The organism is Xanthomonas sp. NCPPB 3959, from assembly GCF_056675575.1.
This window is the reverse complement of the sequence record NZ_JBWWVR010000048.1, coordinates 1-883: the sequence shown is the minus strand read 5'-3', so window position 1 is coordinate 883 and position 883 is coordinate 1. Positions and strand designations below refer to the sequence as shown.

1 protein-coding gene is annotated in these 883 nt (G+C 70.3%); it reads right to left on the bottom strand.

What is annotated here, in order from left to right; all coding sequences use genetic code 11:
• Positions 1–883: condensation domain-containing protein (locus tag AC1KVG_RS21760; protein ID WP_481095804.1), on the bottom strand; the 883-nt coding region annotated here is incomplete at both ends.

The following is an 883-nucleotide window of genomic DNA, read 5'->3' as shown; positions in this document are numbered from 1 at the left end:
CCTGCCGCGCCGGGCGCGGCCGATCCAGCGGCAGGCCATGCACCGCCGGCAGTCCCTGCAACCGCTCCCGCCAATAGCCCAGCGACGCCTCCAGCCCCGCCCCCTGCAAGCGCTCGCGCTGCCACGCCGCATAGTCCGCGTACTGCACCGACAGCGGCGCCAGCGCCGCCGCCTCTGCGCGCAGCGCGCTTGCATACAGCGCCACAAACTCACGTACCAACACCCCCATCGACCAACCGTCACTGGCAATGTGGTGCAGCGTGAACAGCACCGCATGCTCCTGTGGCCCAAGCCGCAGCACCCGACACCGCAGCATCGGCTCATGCGCCAGGTCAAAGCGCTGTCCCGCCTCCCGCTGCACCCGTGCCTGCACCGCTGCCTCCTGGTCGGCTGCGGGCAGCGCGCTCAAATCCTCTACCACCAGCGGCACCTGTGCATCGGCCACGATCACCTGCCACGGCGTGCCGTCCACCTCCCGATATACCGTGCGCAGCACCTCATGCCGGGCCAGCAGACCCGACAGCGCCTGACCCAGCGCCTCCACCGACAGCGCACCACGCAGCCGTAGCGCAACCGGCATGTTGTACTGCGTACTGCCCCCTTCCAGCCGGTCGATGAACCACAGCCGCTGCTGCGCAAACGACAACGGCAGCGCGCCATCGCGCGCCACCGTCGGGATCGGCGCATAGCCACTGGCCACCTGCCGGTCCACGTACACCGCCAACTCCCGCAGCGTCGCCTGCTCGAACAGCGCACGCACCGGCACCGACTTGCCCAGCACCCGCGCGATCTCGCTCACGATCCGCGTGGCCAGCAACGAGTGCCCGCCCAGCGCGAAGAAGTTGGCCTGCGCCCCGACCGGACCGACCTGCAGCACCCGCTC